The organism is Billgrantia gudaonensis (genome assembly GCF_900100195.1).
Classification (GTDB): Bacteria; Pseudomonadota; Gammaproteobacteria; order Pseudomonadales; family Halomonadaceae; genus Halomonas; species Halomonas gudaonensis.
Window position 1 is genome coordinate 34,741 of the sequence record NZ_FNES01000010.1, and the last position, 18,530, is coordinate 53,270.

The 18,530-nt window shown below is 63.7% G+C and carries 15 protein-coding genes and 1 tRNA gene; 8 read left to right on the forward strand and 8 right to left on the reverse strand.

What is annotated here, in order from left to right; all coding sequences use genetic code 11:
* Positions 1-412 precede the first annotated feature (412 nt).
* The gene (locus tag BLP96_RS12465; protein ID WP_089686650.1) at positions 413-1,642 is read right to left on the reverse strand and encodes a tyrosine-type recombinase/integrase; all 1,230 of its coding nucleotides are present in this window, start codon (positions 1,640-1,642) and stop codon (positions 413-415) included.
* A 348-nt stretch (positions 1,643-1,990) separates the two neighbouring features.
* Positions 1,991-2,872: a YicC/YloC family endoribonuclease gene (locus BLP96_RS12470; RefSeq protein ID WP_089686652.1), complete on the reverse strand. Its 882-nt coding sequence runs from the start codon at positions 2,870-2,872 to the stop codon at positions 1,991-1,993.
* A gap of 139 nt (positions 2,873-3,011) precedes the next feature.
* Between BLP96_RS12470 and rph the strand changes: the two genes are divergently transcribed.
* A complete protein-coding gene (rph, locus tag BLP96_RS12475) occupies positions 3,012-3,749 on the forward strand; it encodes a ribonuclease PH (RefSeq protein WP_089686654.1) in 738 nt (245 codons plus the stop codon).
* Between the two features lie 187 nt (positions 3,750-3,936).
* On the opposite strand, the gene BLP96_RS12480 is transcribed toward rph, so the two are convergent.
* Positions 3,937-4,704 carry an exodeoxyribonuclease III gene (locus BLP96_RS12480; RefSeq protein WP_089686656.1) on the reverse strand — a complete coding sequence of 256 codons (768 nt, stop codon included), beginning with the start codon at positions 4,702-4,704 and terminating at the stop codon, positions 3,937-3,939.
* A 156-nt stretch (positions 4,705-4,860) separates the two neighbouring features.
* Between BLP96_RS12480 and pyrE the strand changes: the two genes are divergently transcribed.
* Genes pyrE through rep form a run of 3 tightly spaced genes read left to right on the forward strand, consistent with a single transcriptional unit; the run spans position 4,861 to position 8,075 of the window.
* Positions 4,861-5,535 (forward strand): orotate phosphoribosyltransferase, encoded by a 675-nt coding sequence (pyrE, locus tag BLP96_RS12485; RefSeq protein WP_089686658.1) that lies wholly within the window; start codon positions 4,861-4,863, stop codon positions 5,533-5,535.
* A 9-nt stretch (positions 5,536-5,544) separates the two neighbouring features.
* A complete protein-coding gene (trmL, locus tag BLP96_RS12490; protein WP_089686660.1) occupies positions 5,545-6,027 on the forward strand; it encodes a tRNA (uridine(34)/cytosine(34)/5-carboxymethylaminomethyluridine(34)-2'-O)-methyltransferase TrmL in 483 nt (160 codons plus the stop codon).
* Positions 6,024-8,075 carry a DNA helicase Rep gene (rep, locus tag BLP96_RS12495; RefSeq protein WP_089686662.1) on the forward strand — a complete coding sequence of 684 codons (2,052 nt, stop codon included), beginning with the start codon at positions 6,024-6,026 and terminating at the stop codon, positions 8,073-8,075. The genes trmL and rep overlap by 4 nt, the downstream gene beginning before the upstream one ends.
* 46 nt (positions 8,076-8,121) lie before the next feature.
* Here the strand turns inward: rep and BLP96_RS12500 are convergent, their stop codons facing one another.
* Genes BLP96_RS12500 through BLP96_RS12515 form a run of 4 tightly spaced genes read right to left on the reverse strand, consistent with a single transcriptional unit; the run spans position 8,122 to position 11,961 of the window.
* Positions 8,122-8,910 carry an HpcH/HpaI aldolase family protein gene (locus BLP96_RS12500; RefSeq protein ID WP_089686664.1) on the reverse strand — a complete coding sequence of 263 codons (789 nt, stop codon included), beginning with the start codon at positions 8,908-8,910 and terminating at the stop codon, positions 8,122-8,124.
* Positions 8,907-10,439: a tripartite tricarboxylate transporter permease gene (locus BLP96_RS12505; RefSeq protein WP_089686666.1), complete on the reverse strand. Its 1,533-nt coding sequence runs from the start codon at positions 10,437-10,439 to the stop codon at positions 8,907-8,909. The genes BLP96_RS12500 and BLP96_RS12505 overlap by 4 nt, the downstream gene beginning before the upstream one ends.
* Positions 10,440-10,443: 4 nt before the next feature.
* A complete protein-coding gene (locus tag BLP96_RS12510; protein WP_089686668.1) occupies positions 10,444-10,917 on the reverse strand; it encodes a tripartite tricarboxylate transporter TctB family protein in 474 nt (157 codons plus the stop codon).
* 45 nt (positions 10,918-10,962) lie between these two features.
* Positions 10,963-11,961 (reverse strand): tripartite tricarboxylate transporter substrate binding protein, encoded by a 999-nt coding sequence (locus tag BLP96_RS12515; protein ID WP_089686670.1) that lies wholly within the window; start codon positions 11,959-11,961, stop codon positions 10,963-10,965.
* Between the two features lie 257 nt (positions 11,962-12,218).
* On the opposite strand from BLP96_RS12515, the gene BLP96_RS12520 reads away from it, so the two are divergent.
* Positions 12,219-13,262 carry a LacI family DNA-binding transcriptional regulator gene (locus tag BLP96_RS12520; protein WP_089686674.1) on the forward strand — a complete coding sequence of 348 codons (1,044 nt, stop codon included), beginning with the start codon at positions 12,219-12,221 and terminating at the stop codon, positions 13,260-13,262.
* A gap of 406 nt (positions 13,263-13,668) precedes the next feature.
* Here the strand turns inward: BLP96_RS12520 and BLP96_RS12525 are convergent, their stop codons facing one another.
* Positions 13,669-14,577 carry a c-type cytochrome gene (locus BLP96_RS12525; protein WP_245682244.1) on the reverse strand — a complete coding sequence of 303 codons (909 nt, stop codon included), beginning with the start codon at positions 14,575-14,577 and terminating at the stop codon, positions 13,669-13,671.
* A gap of 243 nt (positions 14,578-14,820) precedes the next feature.
* Between BLP96_RS12525 and lhgO the strand changes: the two genes are divergently transcribed.
* The 3 genes from lhgO to BLP96_RS12540 all read left to right on the forward strand — a co-directional run bounded on the left by lhgO (position 14,821) and on the right by BLP96_RS12540 (position 18,423).
* Positions 14,821-16,020, forward strand: a complete 1,200-nt coding sequence (lhgO, locus tag BLP96_RS12530; protein WP_089686676.1) for an L-2-hydroxyglutarate oxidase — start codon at positions 14,821-14,823, stop codon at positions 16,018-16,020.
* A gap of 72 nt (positions 16,021-16,092) precedes the next feature.
* Positions 16,093-16,169: transfer RNA gene (locus BLP96_RS12535), tRNA-Arg, on the forward strand.
* A gap of 436 nt (positions 16,170-16,605) precedes the next feature.
* Positions 16,606-18,423, forward strand: a complete 1,818-nt coding sequence (locus tag BLP96_RS12540) for an ABC transporter ATP-binding protein (protein ID WP_422666822.1) — start codon at positions 16,606-16,608, stop codon at positions 18,421-18,423.
* Positions 18,424-18,530: the final 107 nt, after the last annotated feature.

An 18,530-nucleotide genomic window follows, 5' to 3' on the forward strand; every position in this document is an offset into this window, starting at 1 on the left:
GCTGTCAACAGGTAAATCTCTCTCCCGAGACTTTTTTTCTTGATCGCGGCGACGGTATCTGCCGCTACTATGACCAACTTGGAAAGGGGTGCGAGATTTATGAAAAAAGGCCGGAAATCTGCCGTGTGGATTTACAGTTTGAGCAGGCCTACGCCCAGCAGTACAGTTGGCAAGAATTTGTTGAGGCGAACTTAACGATTTGCGAATTTTTGCAGGTGCAGGCCGCTCGTAAGGAGTCGTGATTTCGCATGCGATGCTGCCTGAAGCTTGCGTAAGCTATCACTCAGGGGGTGTATACACATTAATTAGTTATCCTGAAAGACTTAGCAAAAGGATTGCCAAGCCCCATCTATGGTGATCCAGGGCGGCCACACCAAAATGTTTTGACCCACCTATATTTTTGGTGAAACCCTCATCCACTTGAGACGCCGCTAATGGCTGTTTCAACCAGTGCCGCTATCTTGATCAGTGCCTCTTTCCGCTCTTCGAAGTAGTCATGACGATCGTAGATACCTTCTACGCCCTTGAGTTTGTGGTTCAAGCAGCGCTCCGCGACATGCCCAGGCACGCCTGCCGCAGCCAGCAGGCTGCGGCAGGTGCGCCGCAGGTCGTGCACGGTGAACTCGGCAATGTCGCCCATCCGGTTCTCCGGCTGCGGCTTCTTGCCTGGCTCCTTGCCGAATAGCTTGGCAATGGCGCGATTCAGGGTGTCCTTGCCCATGTGTGGTCGCTTGCTGTTGCGGCGGCTGGGAAAGACGTAAGGTGAGCCGCAGGCGCGGATCTTGAGCTCTTCTAGCCAGGTCACAGCCTGTGGAGGCAGGGGGATCACGATCCCAGCGCCTGTCTTGCTGCGCTCACTGGGCAGGTTCCACCGCTGCCCTTTCAGGTCAAATTCTGACCATTGGGCTTCTGTCAGCTCAGTCTTGCGCACCCCAAGGACGAGCAGCAGCGCACAGGCAAGGTAGTTGTCTCGGGTGAAGCTCTCTCGGTTGTCCCTGAAGATTCGAAAGACCTGGTGAATCTCCTCGACGGTGAGAACGCGGTCACGGCTTTTCTCGATTCCACCGGCGTCATTGACGCTGAAGGCAGCCGCCGGGTTGTAGGTGAGCAGTCCCAGCTTGATGGCGTGATTGAACAGCTGCTTCAGGTACATCAGGGTGTCGTTCGCGATGGTCGGTCGGTCGCTGCTTGCGACTTTCCGGATGATGGCACGTACATCCATGGGAGTGACGTTTTCCAGAATCAGATGCCCGATTGAGGGCGCCACCTCCTTCTCGAAGATCCGCTTCGGAATGTTGGGGTGTTTGAGGCGCTTCTCCAGGTCCTGGTACCAGTCGCTGAAGAGTTCCCTGACGGTGTGGATGGTGGCCTGCTCTTCACGCTTGCGCTCTTCAACAGGGTCGAGACCGTTGCGGATAGCCCTTTGTGTCTCTACAGCCTGCTCACGAGCCTCGGCCAAGGAACGGTCCGCGTACTTGGCCAAGGTCAGCTCACGCCGCTTTCCGGCAACAGTGTATCGGAGCATCCAGTAGGGTGAGCCCTTCTTGGGAATCATCAGGTACAGGCCGTTACCGTCACTGTAGCGGCCCGGTGTGCCGTCCTTGATCAAGGCCTGGACCTTCTTGACAGTGAAACTACCCATCACCCCTCCCAGAAAGCTCTATCAGAAAATTTGAAACAAGTGTTTGATTGTGTGGCTGAAAAAAAGTCGGGTTCAGCCCAGGCTATTGTTTACATTGTTTCGGTTGCCAGGATGGCAGGGGCTGGCGCTCGCTGCAGGAGCGGCGATGGCTGGCGGTGAGCGTTTGAAGTGGGGAGTACATGTCGAGAAAATCGCGCCTCTTGGTGGGGAGTAAGCCAATGTACTCCCCATTGTACTCCCCAATAGGCGATGGCTTAAGCTAGATTTTCGTAGACATCCATAGACAAACTGATTCTTATATTTCTGTAAAAACAATTGGATATGGATGCGTGTGGAGGTCTGTAGAAACTACTCGATATTCTGGATCTGCTCCCTCATCTGCTCGATCAACACCTTGAGCTCCACCGCGCAGCGCGTGGTGTCGGCGACTACCGACTTGGAAGAGAGGGTGTTGGCTTCGCGATTGAGCTCCTGCATCAGGAAGTCCAGGCGGCGCCCCTTGGGACCGGGCTGGCCGAGCTGGCGCTCGACTTCGCTGACGTGGGCGACCAGGCGGTCGAGCTCCTCGTCGACGTCGGCCTTCTGGGCCAGGAGGGTCAGTTCGGCTTCCAGGCGCTGGGGGTCGAGTTCGGCCTTGACCGTTTCGAGGCGCTCCAGCAGTTGGGTGCGCTGGCGATCGAGAATCTGCGGCATCAGGCGGCGCACCTCGGCGACCTGTTCGCGTACCCCGGCTAGCCGACTGTGAATCAGCGTGGCGAGCTTCTCGCCCTCGCGGGCGCGGGCGGCGAGCAGCTCGGCAAGGGCGGCATCGAATAGCGCTATGGCTTCGGCCTTGACCGTGTCGAGGTCGGTGCCGCGAGATTCGAGCACGCCGGGGTGGTCGAGCAGGGACAGGGCATCGGGCATCGCTGCCTGGGGCAGGGCGGTGCGTACTTCGCTGAGGGCAGCGGCCAGGGCGGCGAGGCGTTCCGAGTTGACCGTGAGGGTGTCATCGGCGCTTTCTGCTTCGAAGCGCAGGGTGCACTCCACCTTGCCGCGGGCCAGGCGCGTGCGCAGCGCTTCTCGAAAGCCGGGTTCCAGGTCGCGCAGCGTTTCGGGCAAGCGGAAATGGGGCTCCAGGTAGCGCTGGTTCACTGAGCGCAGTTCGAGCTGCAGGCTGCCCCAGCTCGCTTCGCGGCTCAGGCGGGCGAAAGCGGTCATGCTGTGAACGCGGTTGCCGGTGTCGGCCATTGGCCTACTCCTCAACAGGCGATGCGGGCCGCCGTCGGCGGCCCAGGGTCGGGTCCGAGGCGGCAGTGTAACCGATTCCGGTCGCCAACCGTGTAGAATGGCGCCTTCATTCCGAGCGAATAACGAGCAGAGAGGAACTATGGCAGCCGACGTCAAGCGTCCCAGTGGGCGAGCGCCCAACCAGCCCCGCGAGATCCGCCTGACCCGCGACTACACCCGTCACGCCGAGGGATCGGTACTGGTGGAGTTCGGCGACACCAAGGTGTTGTGCAATGCCAGCGTGGAAGCCGGCGTGCCACGTTGGTTGCGCGGCAAGGGCCGGGGCTGGGTGACCGCCGAGTACGGCATGCTGCCCCGCGCCACCCATACCCGCGGTGGCCGCGAAGCGACGCGCGGCAAGCAGGGCGGGCGCACGCTGGAGATCCAGCGTCTGATCGGCCGGTCGCTGCGCGCGGCGGTGAATCTCAAGAAGCTCGGCGAGTACACCATCACCGTGGACTGCGACGTCATCCAGGCCGACGGCGGTACCCGTACTGCTTCGATCACCGGTGGCTGCGTGGCGCTGGTCGACGCCATTCGCTACCTGCAGCGCGAGAAGCTGATCAAGGGCGACCCTTTCGTGCAACTGATCAGCTCGGTGTCGGTGGGGCTCTTCAAGGGGGTTCCGGTGGTCGACCTGGACTACCCCGAGGACTCGAGCGCCGACACCGACATGAACGTGGTCATGGCCGAGTCGGGCGGCCTGATCGAGGTGCAGGGCACTGCCGAGGCGGGAACCTTCTCCCGCGAGGCGCTCAACGCCATGCTCGACCTGGCGGAAAAGGCCGGCAGCGAACTCTTCGGCCATCAGCGCGAAGCGCTGGGCATTCGTCGCTGAGCATTGGCGCGAATGGCACCGGGGACAGACCACAGTGGAGGTCCTGCGCCAGGGATGGGGTTACAAGGGCTCCGCGATGGCCTATCGACGGAACGGCCATGAGCGACTGCCTAACGCATTGCGCCGGCCTATCCAAGGCCGGCGCAATGCATTCCGGGCGGGCCGGAACGGCGACGAAGGGAGGTCGTTACAGCTCCAGGTCGTACTCCACGATCAGCGGCGCGAACTCCGAAAAGGTGGCATCGGTGTCGATCCAGGCGTCCACCACGTGGCGGCGGAAGTTGGGCCCGACGATCTGGTAGTCGATGCGCCAGCCCTCCTGGCGGGAGCGCGGCACTTCCTGGTCGAGTTTGGGCCACCAGGTGTAGTGGCCGGCCTCTCGATTGACCTCGCGGAAGGTATCGATGAAGCCGGTGGGACCGAACACCTGGTCCATCCAGGCGCGCTCCTCCGGCTTGAAGCCGGGCGTGGTCTGGTTATCGGCCCAGTTGGCCAGGTCGATGGTCTTGTGGGCGATGTGCCAGGTACCGCAGATGATGTACTCGCGCCGCTTGCGCGCCATCTTGCTCAGGTACTCCTGGTACTGCGTCATGAAGGCCTGTTTGGCGGCATAGTCGCTGCCGTCGGGCATCAGGAAGCTGGCGATGCTGAAGCGGTCGTAGTCGGCCTGCAGGAAGCGTGCCTCGTGATCGCACTGCGGAAAGCCCAGCCCGTACATGATGGCCTTGGGAATCTTTCGGCAGTAGAGGCCGACCCCGGAGAAGCCGTCCTGCTCTGCGTCGAGGAAGTAGCCCTCGTAGCCTTCGGGGTAGAGGATGTCGTCGTCGAGTTCGAAGCTCTTGGCCTTGAGATTCTGCACGCAGACGACATCGGCGTCCTGGCCGGCCAGCCAGTCGAGGAAGCCGCGGTCGACCGCCTCGCGGATGCCGTTGACATTGATGGTGGCAATTTTCATACATGGTCCCTTTGACGTCGCGCGTGTATGATACCCGACGTTTCGACGTTTGGGTAAATGGCCCGTCGCGATAGACATGATATAGGGCTTGGGACGCGCTGTCGGTCCCTGGTCGACATCGGTTGAGGCATCAGGAGACGAACCTTGGCGGCGAGCATGCAGGCATATCAGCGCGAGTTCATCGAGTTCGCCATCGAGCAAGGCGTGCTGCGCTTCGGCGAATTCACCCTCAAGTCGGGCCGCGTCAGCCCCTACTTCTTCAATGCCGGCCTGTTCAAGACCGGCGCGGCCCTGGCGCGGCTGGGGCGCTTCTACGCCCAGGCGATCGCCGAGCGCGCGCCCGCGTTCGACGTGCTCTTCGGCCCCGCCTACAAGGGCATTCCCCTGGCGGCGACCACTGCCGTGGCGTTGGCCGATCACCACGGCCGCGATCTGCCCTACGCCTTCAACCGCAAGGAAGCCAAGGACCACGGCGAAGGTGGCAACATCGTCGGCGCCCCGCTTGCCGGGCGCATCCTGATCATCGACGACGTCATCACCGCCGGCACCGCCATCCGCGAGGTGATGGAATTGATCGAGGCCGCCGGCGCCGAGGCTGCCGGGGTGGTGATCGCCCTCGACCGCCAGGAGCATGGCCAGGCTGACAGTGAAGCACAAGGCCTGAGCGCCATCCAGGAGGTCGAGGCACGCTACGGCATGCCGGTGGTGAGCATCGTCACCCTGGACATGGTGCTCGCTTATCTCGAGGAGCGGGGCGGCGACGCCTTTCTGGCTCACGCCCAGGCGATCCGCGACTACCGCGCGCGCTACGGAGTGGCGGCAACCGGATGAGCGGTCGTCATGCTCGATGTCGTTCTCTATCAGCCCGAGATTCCGCCCAACACCGGTAATCTGATCCGGCTGTGTGCCAACACCGGTTTTCGCCTGCACCTGATCGAACCGCTGGGCTTCGTGCTCGACGACAAGCGCCTGCGCCGCGCCGGGCTCGACTACCACGAATGGGCCGCTGTCAGCGTGCATCGAAGCTGGGAGGCCTTCCTCGATGATGTTTCGCCAGGGCGGGTGTTCGCCGTGTCGACCCGCGGGCGCACCGGCCATCATGAGCCGGCCTACCGCCCTGACGACGCCCTGGTGTTCGGTCCCGAGACCCGCGGCCTGCCCCAGGCCATGCTCGACGCGCTGCCCGAGGCCCAGCGCCTGCGCATTCCCATGCTACCCGAGAGCCGCAGCCTCAATCTCTCCAATGCCGCTGCGGTGCTGGTCTATGAGGCCTGGCGTCAGCTCGGCTTCGCCGGTGCGATGAAACTCGAGGCACGCCCATGAGCATTCAGCAGCGTCTCGCCAAGCTCAATCCCCGCCAGCAGGAAGCGGTGCGCTACATCGACGGTCCCTGTCTGGTGCTGGCCGGCGCCGGCTCCGGCAAGACCAGCGTGATCACCACCAAGATCGCCTACCTGGTGCAGGCGTGCGGGATGAGCGCCCGACGCATCGCCGCGGTGACCTTCACCAACAAGGCGGCTCGCGAGATGAAGGAACGGGTGGGGCAGATGCTCGAAGGCAAGGAGGGCCACGGGTTGACCGTCTCCACCTTCCATACCCTGGGCCTCAACATCATCCGCCGGGAATTGGCGGCGCTGGGCTATCGCCCCGGCTTCTCGCTGTTCGACCCCGAGGATGCCAAGGCGCTGCTGCGCGATCTGATGCACAAGGACGCCCAGGTGGATGCCGAGGTGATCAACCGCGTCCAGCACCGGATCTCGCAGTGGAAGAACGACTTGGTGCTGCCCGGTGAGGCCGCTTCTCACGCTACGGACCAGGACGAACTCTTTGCCGCCCGCGCCTACGAAGCCTATGTGCGCCACCTCAAGGCGTACAACGCCGTGGACTTCGACGACCTGATCCTGCTTCCCGTGGTGCTGCTGCGCGACGATCCCGATGCCCTGGCGCGCTGGCGCAAACGCATTCACTACATGCTGGTCGACGAGTACCAGGACACCAACGTCAGCCAGTACCAATTGGTGAAGCTGCTGATGGGCGAGCGGGCCACTTTCACGGTGGTGGGCGACGACGACCAGTCGATCTACGCCTGGCGCGGAGCGCGCCCCGAGAACCTGGTGACGCTGGGCGAGGACTTCCCGCGCCTCAACGTCATCAAGCTCGAGCAGAACTATCGCTCCACCGGCACCATACTGCGCGCGGCCAATACGCTGATCGCCAACAACCCCCATGTCTACGACAAGACCCTGTGGTCGAAGATGGGCGAGGGAGCGGCGATTCGCGTGGTGGTCAATCGCCATGAAGAGGCCGAGGCCGAACGGGTGGCCAGCGAGATACTGACGCGGCGCATCAAGGAACGTGCCGAGTGGCGCGATTTCGCGGTGCTCTATCGCGGCAACTTCCAGTCGCGCCTTCTGGAGCTCAAGCTGCAGCACTATCAGATCCCCTACAAGCTCTCCGGTGGCACCTCTTTCTTCTCGCGCAACGAGATCAAGGATGCCATGGCCTACCTGCGGCTATTGATCAATCCCGCCGACGACAACGCCTTTCTGCGTATCGTCAACGTGCCGCGCCGCGAGATCGGTCCCGGTACGCTGGAGAAGCTGGCCAACTACGCCAGCGATCGCGGCGGCTCGCTATTCGCCGCCTGCCACGAACTGGGGCTCGAACAGGTTCTGCCCACCCGTGCCGTGGAGCGCCTGGGGCGGTTCACCCACTTCATCGACGGGGTGCGCCGGCGCATGGATGCTGGCGATGCCCTGGCGGCGATCCGTGACATGCTGCGCGATATGGACTACGAGGCGTGGCTCTACCAGAACGCCAGCACGCCGACCATCGCCGAGCGGCGCATGGCCAACGTCTGGACGCTGATCGACCAGCTCGAGAAGTCGATGCAGGCCGATCCCGAAGACAGCGCGGCCAGTGAGGAAACCGAGACCGACGGCGTGGAGGCGGCCATCTCGCGGCTGGTGCTGCGCGACATCCTCGAACAGCAGGCCGAGGAGGACGACTCGGATCGCGTTCAGCTGCTCACCATGCACGCCGCCAAGGGGCTGGAGTTTCCCCACGTCTACCTGATGGGCCTCGAGGAGGAGTTGCTGCCGCACCGCAACGCCGTCGAGGCGGGCACCGTGGAGGAGGAGCGTCGCCTGGCCTACGTGGGCATCACCCGCGCCCGGCGCACCCTGACGCTGACCCTGGCCCGCCAGCGCAAGGCATATGGCGAGCTGATGGACTGCACGCCGAGCCGTTTTCTCGACGAGCTGCCGGAGGCCGATCTGGAGTGGGAAGGACGCGCCGACAAGGAGGATCCGGACAAGAAGCAGGCCCGCGGCAAGGATGCCATTGCGGGCCTGCGCTCGTTGCTGGGGTGAATAGCATGCGCCCCATGCCGCCGGGGCGCGAGCGAGTCTCAGGCAGTCAGCAAGCGTCGAAATCGGCCGATCGCTCGCGCCACAAGGTCGCTTCCTGGCGCAGCGTGCTGGCGAACAGCGCGATGTCGTTGGGGCCGGCGACGAAGCGGTAGCCGCTATCGGTCAGGGTGGCGACGTCGCGCCCGGGGCCGGTGATGGTGCCCATCAAGCGCCCGCTGGCGGTGATGCGCCGCTCCAGCCCGCCGATCAGCTCGCGTACCTGGCCGTCCTCCAGTTGCTCCAGCCGTCCCATGGATCCGGCGAGATCGTTGGGGCCGATGAACAGCATGTCGATGCCCTCGACCCCGGCGATCGCCTCGACGTTATCGGCCGCATCGACATGTTCGATCTGAGCGATCAACAGCAGGTCGTCGTTGGCCCGGCGGGCATAGTCGCGGAAGGCACCATAGCCCGAGGCGCGCACGATCGGCGCCGCATAACCGCGCTGGCCCTGGGGAGGGTAGCGGCAGGCATCGACGACGGCGCGGGCCTGTTCGGCGCTGTTGACCATCGGCACCATGATCGAGCGCACGCCCATGTCGAGGACCTTCTTCAGATAGGCCGGATCGTTGGCGGGGATGCGCAGGACCGCCTCGCCACCCGCGGCTTCGATGGCGCGGACCAGGTGCGCGGTGTGCTCGAGGCTGGAAACGCCGTGCTCGTTGTCGATCAGGATGGTCTTCCAGCCGGCCCAGACGGCCACTTCGGCCAGTTCGGGGCTGGCGCTTTCCAGCCACAGGGCGCTGACGGTCCGGCCCTGCTGCAGGGCGAGTTTGGTGCGGTTGCGTGGGCTCATGAAGCGGTATCCGTTTGCGAGGTGGTCGAGGAATCGGGGTGGCGTCGGCGCCGGACGCTCTCGTGGATGCCACGGGTCAGCAGCAAGGCCCAGAGCAGCAGGGTCAGAACGCCCAGCGCCGTCGCCCAGGGACGCTCGAAGAAGGCCAGCAAGTCGCCCTGGGCTTTCATCATCGAGGTCATGAAGTTCTCTTCGACGATCTCGCCGAGGACGATGCCGAGGATGGCGGGTGCCAGCGGAAAGCCGTTGGCTTCCATGGCGTAGCCCAGGATGCCCAGCGCCAGCACGGTCCAGATGGCCATCACCGAGTTGGTGATGGCATAGGCCCCCACCAGCGAGAACAGCAACACGATGGGCATCAGCACCCGGCGCGGGATACGTACCACCTGGCTGGAAATCATGATCACCAGCAGGCCCGCGGGGATCATGGCGAGATTGCTCAGCGCGAAGGCCCCGTACAGGGTGTGTACCAGTTCCGGCGAGTCGGTGAATATCTGTGGCCCGGGCGACATCCCGTTGAGCAGCAGGATGCCGATGGCGATGGCGGTGACGCTGTCGCCGGGGATGCCGAACACCAGTGCCGGCGTCCAGGCCCCGCCGATGGCGGCGTTGTTGGCGGAACCGCCATCGGTCACGCCCTCGATGTAGCCCGTGCCGTAGCGTTCGGGATGGCGCGAGAAGCGCCGCGAAACCGCATAGCAGATCCACGCGGCGATGTCCGCCCCCGCGCCGGGCAGCGCGCCGATCAGGGTGCCCAGCACGCTGGAGCGGGCGATGTTGCGCTTGAAGCGGCGCAGCGTGCGCCCTGCCTCGCGCAGCGCCCGGGCAAACGGTTCCTGGGCAGCGCTGGCGGGTTGCTCGCCGCGCCTTGCCTGGGCGCTGCGCAGGATCTCGCTGAGGGCAAACAGGCCGATGATGGCGGGTATGAAGCTGATCCCGTCGAACAGTTCGTAATAGCCGAAGGTGAAGCGCGGGTGACCGACGGCCACGTCGATGCCGATCGTGGCGATGAACAACCCGATGAACAGGCTGGCGAAGCTCTTGGCCACGCTGCCGTTACTGGTCAGCACCGCGCAGCTCAGCCCCAGGCAGGCCAGCCAGAAGGTTTCGAAGCTGGAGAACTGTATTGCGATGCGTGCCAGCTGCGGGGCGATGAGCGCCAGCAGGGCGACCCCCACCAGCCCGCCGATGCAGGCGGCGAACAGCGACACCATCAGCGTCGAGCGGGTTCGTCCGGCGCGGGAAAGCCGATGGGCGTCCTCGACGTAGGCCGCGGAGGCGGGCGTTCCGGGAATGCGCATCAGGGTGCCGGGGACGTCGCCGGCGAAGATCGCCGTGGTGGTGGTGGCGACGATGGCGCTGATCGCGATCAGCGGATCCATGAAGTAGGTGAACGGCACCAGCAGGGCCACCGCCATGGTGGCGGTCAGGCCCGGCATGGCGCCGATGAAGGTGCCGTAGAGCGTGCAGGCGGCGATGACCGCCAGGGACGCGGGGCTGAACAGGGCGGCAAGGGTCGAGGCGCTCATGGAATCACCAGGCCAGTGGCGTCAAAAGGCCCCAGGGGAGCGGGACGCGCAGCAGCGAATAGAACAGCAGGTGCACGCCGATCACCAGGGGCAGGGCCAGCAGCGCGGCACCCGTGACACGCAGCCCGAACACCCGGCCCGTGGCGAAAACCGCCAGGAAGGAGGCGACATGAAAGCCCAGGGGATCGAGCAGCAGGCCGTAGCCGAATACCACGGCCAGCAGGGCCAGGGGGCGTGCCGCCGCCCACCGGCCCGATTGCCGGGCCGGCAGGGTCGAAGTGCTCTGCGCCGGCTGCCGGCCCCGCGGTCCGAACCCGATCGCCGCACCGCAGACCATTAGGCCGATCGCCGCGATGGCGGGAAACAGGCCGGGGCCATACTCCAGCCCGGCCAGGGTCGGGAAGGTCGAGGCGCGCCACAGCACCAGCGCGCCGAACAGGACCAGCAGGCATCCCGACAAGCGATCATTGCGTGACATGGACACCTCCTGTGTAGCGATGCGCCGTCTAGCGATGTCTCGGGCTCACTGGGCGAGGCCGATCGCCTCGATGACTTCGCCCAGTTGGCGGTCGGCCTCGGCGAGGGTTTGGGCGGTCTCATGGCGATCCTCGAACACCACCTCAGTACCGCGGCTGCGCTTGAACTCGGCCCAGTCCTCGCTGTTCACGGCGGTCTCGATCGCCTGCTCGTAGGCGCAGGCGATCTCGTCCGGCAGACCGCCGGGACCGCTGACCGTCACGAAGGCACTCAGCGTCCAGCCGCTCTCCAGGGTCTCGGCGGTCAGGGGCACCTCGGGCATCTGCTCCATCGGCGTATCGCTCATGTACGCCAGCGCCTTGAGCTCCCCCTGTTCGACCAGATTGCGGGCTTCGGCGAGCGCCGGTGTGGCGACATCGACGCCACCCGCCATCAGCTCCTTGAGTGCCGGCCCGGCCCCCTGGCTGGGGATCCAGCGAATGGCGTCGGGCGCCAATCCCTCGGCCTTGAGCATGCCGGCCAGGGCGAGGTGCCAGATGCCGCCCTGGGCGGTTCCCGAAGCGGTCAGCTCACCCGGGTTCCGGCGTGCCTCGTCGAGCAGGGCCTCGAGGGAGTCGTAGGGCGAGTCCTCTTGCACCAGTACCCCGGGCGAGCTGCGGTTGATCAGGGCGATGGGCGTGATGTCCTGGTAAGTCAGCGGTGTCAGGCCGATCCAGTGCATGGTATCGATCTCGACCGTGGCGGCGCCGATGGTATAGCCGTCCGGCTTGCCACGGGCGAGCGTGGTATGGCCGACGACACCGTTACCCCCGGTACGGTTGACGACGTTGAACGGCACGCCCATCTGCTCCTCGAGTAGGCTGGCCAGTCGGCGTGCGTTGGCGTCGGTGCCACCGCCGGTGCCCCAGGGAACCACGAAGGTCACGGCACGCTCGGGTTGCCAATCGCAGGCTGCCGGCTGCTCGGCCAATGCGGGGGTTGCCGCCAGCGCGGCCCACAGGGCCAGCGAGGCGGTCGTCATCGTTGTCGAAGTCGCGCGAACCATGCTGTTTACTCCTACCAGTGGCGTGAGCCTTCCAGGCGGCGTAAACAACTGCTTCGGGCCGCCCTCCTGGTTCGTTTTCTACACAGTTCAATCGATTGAACCAATGCGACTTTGGTCGTTGAGCCAAAGGGGTAACCGGCCCGCGATATCACTGAAAAGAGCGCTATGAGAAGATTCGGCGATACCGACCGGGCGGCTGGGGCGTGGCGAAGCGCAGCGATGTTAGCCCGGCGTTCGTGAGAGCAGGATATCGCTGAATGGCAAATCGACCGACACTGAAAACCATCGCCGACCGGGTGGGGGTGACCGTCTCCGCGGTCTCGCTGGCCCTGCGCGACGATCCGCGCATTTCCCGGGCGACCCGGGAACGTATCCAGCAGGCGGCCGAAACGCTGGGTTACGTCTACAACCGCCATGCAGCGGGCCTGCGGCGAGGCGATAGCGGTACGGTGGCGGTATGCCTCAATGACCTGAGCAATCCCTTCTTCACCGAGTTTCTCGGCCACATGGAGGCACGCTTTCGCGAGGCGGACCGCATGATGCTGTTCTGCCATGCCCATGAAACGCCATCGATCCAGGCCCGCTTCATTCGCCAGATGGCCGAGCATGGCGCCGCCGGGCTGATCCTGGTGCCTGTCGCCGGGACCACCCGCGAGGATCTCGACGGGCCCCAGGTGCGGCACCTGCGGGATTTTCCGCTGGTGCTGATTTCACGGGATGTCGACGATACCGGCTTCGATCGCGTCATCAACGACGACGAGATGGGTATCCGTCTACTGTTCGATCATCTATACGCAGCAGGGCATCGGCGCTTTGCCTGGTTGGGGGGCGGCGGTGATACATCCACGGCGCGGGACCGCGAGCGCTCTTTCCGCCAGCGGATGGATGCCGCCGGCTTGCCTGTCACCACCGAGACGATCCACCACGGCCCGACGTCGCTGGCCTTCGGCGATGCCATGCTCGAACGGCTGCTGGCGTTGCCGACGCCGCCGACCGCCATTGTCTGTTTTTCCGACATCATCGCTTTCGGCGTGCTGGCGGCCTGTTACCGACATGGGCTGCGCCCGGGGATAGATATCTCGGTCACCGGCTTCGATGACATGGGCGCGGCGGCCTATTCCGCTCCCGCGCTGACCAGTGTCAGAGTGCGCACGGACTTGATTGGTCAGCGGGCTAGCGAGCTGCTGCTGGCTCGCATGGCGGGCGAGCGTCACCCGCCGGTTCGTGAGGTCGTTCCTCCCGAGCTGGTGGTGAGAAATACCACTGGCCCTCCGGCTCATGGAGGTCTGGTTCAGCGATAGACTCAAGCGTTCGTCTGCATTCTCGGCCAGTAGCGCATTGGCAGATCATAGATGCCATCGACCTTGGCGACCGGCACAACCTAGGCCGTGGAGGCCGGCATTCCGTAAGGTGCGGGTACATTGCCGTCGAAAATCACCGTGGTGGTGACGATGGTGGCACTGATTGCGTCTCTGGATCCAGGAAGTCGAGCGAAAGGCACCAACGGGGTCTCTGCCATCATCTTCTCCTCGGACATCATGGCCTAGAGGGCGCTCGTCATTGGAATAATCCGGGCTGCGGGCTGCGGGCTGCGGGCTGCGGGCTGCGGGCTGCGGGCTGCGGGCTGCGGGGAGTGCGGAAATGTGAAGGGGCGCCGGATGGCGCCCCTTGCCCATGCTGCTGTGGTGCTCGTCCTGAACCTTGGCCTTACTGCACCGGTTCGACCAGGTAGTCGGTAGCGGCCTTCACCTCATCGTCGGAGAGGCTGGCGTTACCGCCCTTGGCCGGCATGGCATTGAAGCCGTTGATAGAGTGGTCATAGAGAGTGTCGATGCCCTTCTCCAGGCGGCCGGCCCACTGATCGGCGTTGCCGCGAACCGGGGCGTTGGCGGCACCGGTTTCGTGACAGGCCATGCACACCTGGTTGTAGATCGCCTCGCCGTCGATGCCGGCATGTGATGGGGCATCACCACCATCACCTTCCTCGGAAGCAGCCTCTTCGTCGTCGGCGGCAGCGTCCTCCTCGCTGGATGCGGCTTCTTCCTCATCGGTGGCGGCGTCCTCCTCGCCGGCGGCGGCCTGTCCCTCATCGGCGGCCGCATCCTCCTCGTCGGAGGTGGCGTCTTCCTCATCGGAACTGGCAGCATCGCCGCCTGCCTCGGGCACGTCCATCACCGGTTCGACCAGGTAGGCGGTGGCGGCCTCGACTTCCGCATCGGAGAGGCTGGAGTTGCCACCACGGGCCGGCATGGCGTTGAAGCCGTTGAGGGAGTGGTCCAGCAGCGTCGCGAAGCCTTTCTCGACGCGCTCGGCCCAGGCGTCTTCGCTACCGCGCGTGGGTGCGCCAGCGGCGCCGGTGTCATGACAGGCGGCACACACGCTGCTGTAAATGTTGGCGCCGTCGATATCGCCCCCGTTGCCTTCGCCCTCTCCGCTGCCGCTCGCGTCGGCTTGGGCCGCCTGGGTTCCGCAATCCTCGCCCTGCAGGCAAAGCTCGCCCACCGGTTTCAGGCGTTCGGCAATGGCATCGCGGTCCACGTCGGCCTGCACGGTTGCGGCGCCTGCGGACAGGCCCAGGGCGGCCAGGCACCCCATGATCAGCTTGCTGGAATTCACTCTCACCACCTCTTGACGGTCCGGTAATCGTTATCGACTCGTGACGACATCCAATATCGGTGACACGCTTCGGGACGCCACGACGCGCACAGTGCGGCCTAGTATACCGACATCGCAAACCGCTGGAAAACGACACCGCCCAAGCCTTTGGGATGAAAACGCAGGCGCGACTAGCCGCCGCACCCGCTGAGCCGCTATCTTGAAGCCAACTCTTCGAACGACCGACAGACGCACGAGGCGCGCGTGTACGACATCATCATCATCGGCGGCGGTATCCTCGGTCTCTCCACGGCCATGCAACTGGCCGAGCGGTTTCCTGACAAGAAGCTGCTGTTGCTGGAAAAAGAGGCGGGGCCGGCACGCCACCAGAGCGGCCATAACAGCGGCGTGATCCATGCCGGGGTCTACTACGCGCCGGGCAGTCTCAAGGCACGCTTCTGTCGCGAGGGCAACCGCGCCACCCGTGATTTCTGCGATCGCCATGCCATCCCTTACGAGGTCTGCGGCAAGCTGCTCGTTGCCACTAGCGAACAAGAAGTCCAGCGCATGCAGTCGCTCTACGAGCGCACTGCCGCCAACGGCCTGGAGCGCGAGTGGCTCTCCGCCGAGGCACTGAAGGAGCGTGAGCCCAACATCACGGGGCAGGCCGGCTTGTACGTGCCTTCCAGCGGTATCGTCGACTATGCGCGGGTGGCGGCTGCCATGGCCGAGGAGTTCGAACGCCGTGGTGGACAGGTCCGCTACTCTCACGAGGTGACCGACCTGGCCGAGCGTACCGGCGAAGTGCTGGTGACGACCTCCCAGGGCGAATTCAGCAGCCGTTACCTGGTAAGCTGTTCCGGGCTGATGGCCGATAGAGTGGTGCGTCTGCTGGGGCGCGACCCCGGTTTCACCATCTGTCCCTTCCGCGGCGAGTACTACCGGCTGGCCGATCGTCACAGCGACATCGTACGCCACCTGATCTATCCCATTCCCGATCCCTCGATGCCATTTCTCGGCGTGCACCTGACGCGCATGATCGATGGGTCGGTGACCGTGGGCCCCAATGCCGTGCTGGCCTTCAAGCGGGAAGGCTACCGCAAGAGCGACGTCTCGTTGCCCGATATGGCACGGTTGTTCACCGACCCGGGCGTGCTGCGTCTTCTCAGCCGTTACCTGAAGCCGGGGCTGCACGAAATGAAGAACTCCCTCTATCGCAGCGGCTATCTCGAGGAGGTGCGCAAATATTGCCCGAGCCTCACCCTTGACGATCTGCAGCCCTGGCCCGCTGGCGTGCGCGCACAGGCCGTCTCCCGCGATGGGCGAATGGTCGACGATTTCCTGTTCGTCAATACCCGACGCACGGTCAACGTCTGCAATGCCCCTTCGCCTGCGGCTACCTCGGCGATTCCCATCGGGCGGCACATCCTCGACAAGGTCGGCGATATGTTGCGGGGCGGCTGATGCCATGCCGTCGCAGCGGTGGACAGGCCCGCTGCTGGCGGTTACGATACGGGCCGCTTCGCAGCAGCGTCAGCGCCCGTAGCTCAGTTGGATAGAGTATCGGCCTCCGAAGCCGAGGGTCGCAGGTTCGAATCCTGCCGGGCGCGCCAGATTCAAGGGCCTACGGTATTGCCGTAGGCCCTTTTCGTTGTGGATGTCTAACAATGATTGGTTCGGTCATCGACGACGGCTTCTACGCATGACATGGCAGCGTTCCTTCACTCCGTAAGATCGTGACGCCAGGAGATGACCCGCAACGAAGTGCTTCTGGCGTTGGGATCGAGGGAGACACGGTACGGTTAAGATCGTCAATTGACAAAGGTTTCTAATGGTGTCTAATCTTACTTTTCTTGATAATTTTTAGCTGACCAACGGTAAGAAACCGCTGCGAAAACGAAATTTCATGAAATACACCATCAACTGCACCGGTTAAAGCGAAACAAGAGGAAAGCGGCCCCGCGCCGATGCTATAAAAACGTCAATCGAGAGTAGGGGGCATGACATCCTGTGACGACGACACCATCGCTATCGGTTCGCTCCTTGAGCGTGAATTTTGGCTCCAGCCGGGTGGTCAACAACCTGAGTTTCGATGTTTATCCAGGAAAGACGACGGCGATCGTTGGCGAGTCCGGTTCCGGAAAATCGATAACGTCCCTGGCCATCATGCGCCTGGTGGAGTACCTGAACGCCGAGATTACCGAGGGCTCGATACTGTTTCACAGCGATGCCCAGGGCGCTCGTCCGCAAGACCTTACCCAGCTTTCCGATAAGGCGATGCGGAAGATACGTGGCAAGGATATCGCCATGATCTTCCAGGAACCGATGACTTCACTGAACCCGGTCTACACTATCGGTGACCAGATTACCGAAGTGCTAGTGCTGCATGAAAAGCACACCCGGGTCTCGGCACGTGCCGAGGCAGTGAAGCTCTTGAAGCTGGTGCGCTTGGCCGACGCCGAAGCGTTGTTGAAGCGCTATCCACACCAGCTGTCCGGTGGCATGCGCCAACGGGTGATGATCGCCATGGCATTGGCTTGCCGCCCCAAGGTGCTGGTGGCGGATGAGCCGACTACCGCGCTGGATGTCACCATCCAGGCGCAGATTCTCACCATCATGCGCGACCTGCAGCAGGAGTTGGGGATGGCGGTGATCTTCATTACCCACGATATGGGCGTGGTGGCCGAGATGGCCGACCAGGTGGTGGTCATGCGCCAGGGGGAGAAGGTCGAGGAAGCCACGGTGGAAGAGATATTCGCTCGCCCTCGTCATCCCTACACTCAAGCGCTGCTGGCAGCGGTGCCCAAGCTCGGTAGCATGCAGGGGGAATCCCTTCCCCGCATGGACCCGTTGGTTGAGCTGGAGGGTGACGTTGCGCACACACTCGGCGAGAGCCGGCAGCAGGATACCGCCAGAATCGATGAGGCCCCGGTGGTGGAGGTCGAAAACTTAGTGACGCGTTTTGAAATCCGCAAGGGATTCTTCGGCGGCGTCAGTCATCGCGTGCATGCGGTGGAAAACGTCAACTTCACCATCTTTCCCGGCGAAACCCTGGCTCTGGTGGGGGAGTCGGGCTCCGGCAAGTCGACCATTGGACGCACGATCCAGCAGTTGCAGGAAAGCACCAGCGGCACGATACGTTTCGGCGGGAAGGCCGTGGCCGATATGACGCGAGCGGAAAAAATGCGTCTGCGTCAGGAGGTGCAGTACATTTTTCAGGATCCCTTCGCCTCCCTGGATCCTCGCAAGACCGTCGGCTTTTCGATTGCCGAACCCATTCGCACCCATGGCCTGTTGCACGGTGCCAAGGCGATACGCCAGCGTATCGACCAATTGCTGGAGCGTGTCGGCCTCAGCGCCGAGCAGGCCGAGCGCTACCCCCATGAGTTTTCCGGCGGCCAGCGCCAACGTGTATGCATCGCCCGCGCCCTGGCTTCCAAGCCCAAGTTGATCATTGCCGATGAAGCGCTATCCGCTCTGGATGTCTCTATCCAAGCGCAGATCATCCATCTGTTGATGGAGTTGCAGCAAGACGAAGGGCTGGCCTATCTGTTCATCAGCCATGACATGGCGGTGGTCGAGAAAATGAGCCACCGCGTGGCGGTACTCCACCTGGGCCAGATCGTCGAGCTGGGCGAACGTCGAGCAGTCTTCGATTCTCCCCGGCACTCTTACACCCGCAGGCTCTTGAGCGCTGTACCGGTGGCCGATCCGAGTCAACGCCAGGAGCGAACGTTGCTGCAAGGCGATATTCTCAGCCCCATCCGCAAGGTGGGCGACGAGCCGGAACATCTGCCGTTAGTAGAGGTGGCCGACGGGCACTTCGTGGCCCGGGAAACGGCAAGCGATGCGTGCCTGGCGTCCTGAGTGTTCCAACGACGACACTGTTTCAACTATCTGCGTTGAAGTTCGTGTCTTGAAGAACCTTATACCTTCTTTGGCAAGGTTCGCTTCATAAAAACAGGAGTGTTACC

Excerpts from the sequence above, each read along its gene's own strand:
- BLP96_RS12465 (WP_089686650.1), bottom strand. The coding sequence starts at position 1,642 with ATGGGTAGTTTCACTGTCAAGAAGGTCCAGGCCTTGATCAAGGACGGC.
- BLP96_RS12470 (WP_089686652.1), bottom strand. The coding sequence starts at position 2,872 with ATGGCCGACACCGGCAACCGCGTTCACAGCATGACCGCTTTCGCCCGC.
- rph (WP_089686654.1), top strand. The coding sequence starts at position 3,012 with ATGGCAGCCGACGTCAAGCGTCCCAGTGGGCGAGCGCCCAACCAGCCC.
- BLP96_RS12480 (WP_089686656.1), bottom strand. The coding sequence starts at position 4,704 with ATGAAAATTGCCACCATCAATGTCAACGGCATCCGCGAGGCGGTCGAC.
- pyrE (WP_089686658.1), top strand. The coding sequence starts at position 4,861 with ATGCAGGCATATCAGCGCGAGTTCATCGAGTTCGCCATCGAGCAAGGC.
- trmL (WP_089686660.1), top strand. The coding sequence starts at position 5,545 with ATGCTCGATGTCGTTCTCTATCAGCCCGAGATTCCGCCCAACACCGGT.
- rep (WP_089686662.1), top strand. The coding sequence starts at position 6,024 with ATGAGCATTCAGCAGCGTCTCGCCAAGCTCAATCCCCGCCAGCAGGAA.
- BLP96_RS12500 (WP_089686664.1), bottom strand. The coding sequence starts at position 8,910 with ATGAGCCCACGCAACCGCACCAAACTCGCCCTGCAGCAGGGCCGGACC.
- BLP96_RS12505 (WP_089686666.1), bottom strand. The coding sequence starts at position 10,439 with ATGAGCGCCTCGACCCTTGCCGCCCTGTTCAGCCCCGCGTCCCTGGCG.
- BLP96_RS12510 (WP_089686668.1), bottom strand. The coding sequence starts at position 10,917 with ATGTCACGCAATGATCGCTTGTCGGGATGCCTGCTGGTCCTGTTCGGC.
- BLP96_RS12515 (WP_089686670.1), bottom strand. The coding sequence starts at position 11,961 with ATGGTTCGCGCGACTTCGACAACGATGACGACCGCCTCGCTGGCCCTG.
- BLP96_RS12520 (WP_089686674.1), top strand. The coding sequence starts at position 12,219 with ATGGCAAATCGACCGACACTGAAAACCATCGCCGACCGGGTGGGGGTG.